The organism is Microbacterium sp. BF1 (assembly GCF_019279095.1).
In the GTDB taxonomy this organism is placed as follows: Bacteria; Actinomycetota; Actinomycetes; order Actinomycetales; family Microbacteriaceae; genus Microbacterium; species Microbacterium maritypicum.
Window position 1 is genome coordinate 1 of the sequence record NZ_JAGYWT010000404.1, and the last position, 2,266, is coordinate 2,266.

At 67.8% G+C, this 2,266-nt stretch carries 3 protein-coding genes; all 3 read left to right on the forward strand.

Annotated features, from left to right (window positions below):
• Positions 1–525: hypothetical protein (locus tag KZA10_RS12805; protein WP_218683063.1), on the forward strand; the 525-nt coding region annotated here is incomplete at its 5' end.
• Between the two features lie 215 nt (positions 526–740).
• Entirely contained in the window at positions 741–1,244 is a 504-nt protein-coding gene (locus tag KZA10_RS12810) for a Fur family transcriptional regulator (RefSeq protein ID WP_256934817.1), read from the forward strand.
• A partial coding sequence (locus KZA10_RS12815; protein WP_218683064.1) for a catalase occupies positions 1,241–2,266 on the forward strand: 1,026 nt, incomplete at its 3' end. The genes KZA10_RS12810 and KZA10_RS12815, both read left to right, overlap by 4 nt.

The following is a 2,266-nucleotide window of genomic DNA, read 5'->3' on the forward strand; positions in this document are numbered from 1 at the left end:
GCGCACCTCCGTGCACGCGGCCTCGCCCCGCGCGTCTGGAACGACGGGATGCTCCGCAGCGAGACCGTCGCCCTCGACCCGGATCTCGTGCTGACCTGGTGGACGAACTGGCACGTCGAGATGCGGCCGCTCGCCGCCGCCGTCGACGCGGGGAACCCCCTCGTGAACTTCCACGACGCGCTGTTGTACTACGTCCTCGGAGAGAAGGCGGGCTACACGTATCCGACGAGCGCGCGCATCTGGGAGTCCGAGTGGCATCCGGGTCTGTTCCCTGCGCTCCCGGACGGCACCCGGCAGGAGATCCCGATGCCCTACCCCGCTCGGCTCCTCGGGGCCTCGTTCTCCGTCTGGTCCGACGATGCTTCGGCGCAGACCCCCGAAGAGGTCGCCGACGGGGTCCGCAGGCCGCTGCGGGCGATGGCCGAGCGCGCGTGGAACCGCACCAGCGCACTCTCGCACGATCAGTTCTGCGAGATCGACGCGGCGATCGGTGTCGCGACCGCCCCGGGGCCGTGCGCCCGGTAGCGTCGAGCCGTCTGCACCGATCCGAGTCATCCCCGTTCAGAACCCCGTCCCCCACCCACCGTCGAGCCCGGAGACCCACCCATGCGGGCGATCGGCGGGAACGAACTGTTCGACGTGCGCACCCGACTGCAGCAGACCGTCCGCTTCGTCTGACGCCGGGTGCAGTACGCAGGTCGTTCTTTTGAGTTATTCAAATCACGGGGTACACTCAAGGCATGGAGACGGAACTCGACTCAGCGCTTCGCGGTGCCGGGCTTCGTGCGACCGCGGGCCGCGTCGCCGTTCTCGAGGCTCTCGACTCCATGGCCCATTCAGACGCGGAACGGCTCTACCGCGCTGTGTCCGAAGTGCTGCCGACCACGTCGATCCAGTCGGTGCACAACATCCTCGCGGACCTAACGACGGCGGGCCTCATCCGCCGGATCGAACCGGCAGGCTCCGCGGCGCTCTACGAGCGGCGCGTCGACGACAACCACCATCACGTCGTCTGCACCTCCTGCGGTGCCATCGGCGACGTGGACTGCGTCGTCGGTGAAGCGCCGTGTCTCACCCCGTCCTCGACGGGGGGATTCACCGTCCAGACAGCCGAAGTCACCTTCTGGGGCCTGTGTCCCAGTTGCCAGAACGCCGCACAGCAGCAGTCCGCCGATCGCCCATCCTCGGATGGGGTGTTCGTCGCGCCTGCACGGATGCGGATAAGGAGAAGGAGAACACCATGACGAAACCTGCCACCACGACCCAGACCGGGACCCCCGTCGCGAGCGACGCGCACTCCCTCACGGTCGGCGCCGACGGCCCCACCGTGCTGCACGACCGCTACCTGGTCGAGAAGCTCGCCTCCTTCAACCGGGAGCGTGTGCCGGAGCGCAACCCGCACGCGAAGGGCGGCGGCGCGTTCGGCGAGTTCGTCGTCACGGAAGACGTGTCGGCGTACACCAGGGCCGCGGTGTTCCAGCCCGGCGCCGTGAGCGAGACGCTCATCCGCTTCTCGTCGGTCGCCGGAGAGCAGGGGTCGCCCGACACCTGGCGCGACGTGCGCGGATTCTCGCTGCGTTTCTACTCGACCGAGGGCAACCTCGACATCGTCGGCAACAACACGCCCACGTTCTTCCTGCGCGACGCCATGAAGTTCCCCGACTTCATCCACTCGCAGAAGCGCCTCGGCGACTCGGGTCTGCGCGACGCCGACATGCAGTGGGACTTCTGGACGCTCTCGCCCGAGACCGCCCACCAGGTCACGTACCTCATGGGCGACCGCGGCCTTCCCCGCAGCTGGCGCCACATGAACGGCTACGGCTCGCACACCTACCAGTGGGTGAACGCGGCCGGGGAGCGGTTCTGGGTGCAGTACCACTTCCTCTCCACCCTGGGCTTCGAGACCATGGAGGCCGACGAGGCAGAGAAGCTCGCCGGCTCGGACGCCGACTACTACCGTCGCGACCTGTTCGACGCGATCGCGCGCGGCGAGAACCCCTCGTGGGATGTGTTCGTGCAGATCATGCCGTACGACGAGGCCAAGGACTACCGCTTCAACCCCTTCGACCTCACGAAGACCTGGTCGAAGAAGGACTACCCGCGCATCAAGGTCGGCACGTTCACGCTGAACCGCAACCCGCAGAACTTCTTCGCCGAGATCGAGCAGGCCGCGTTCTCGCCGGGGAACCAGGTGCCCGGCACCGGGATCTCGCCCGACAAGATGCTCATGGCCCGCGTGTTCTCCTACTCCGACGCGCAGCGCTAC

Excerpts from the sequence above, each read along its gene's own strand:
- KZA10_RS12810 (WP_256934817.1), top strand. The coding sequence starts at position 741 with ATGGAGACGGAACTCGACTCAGCGCTTCGCGGTGCCGGGCTTCGTGCG.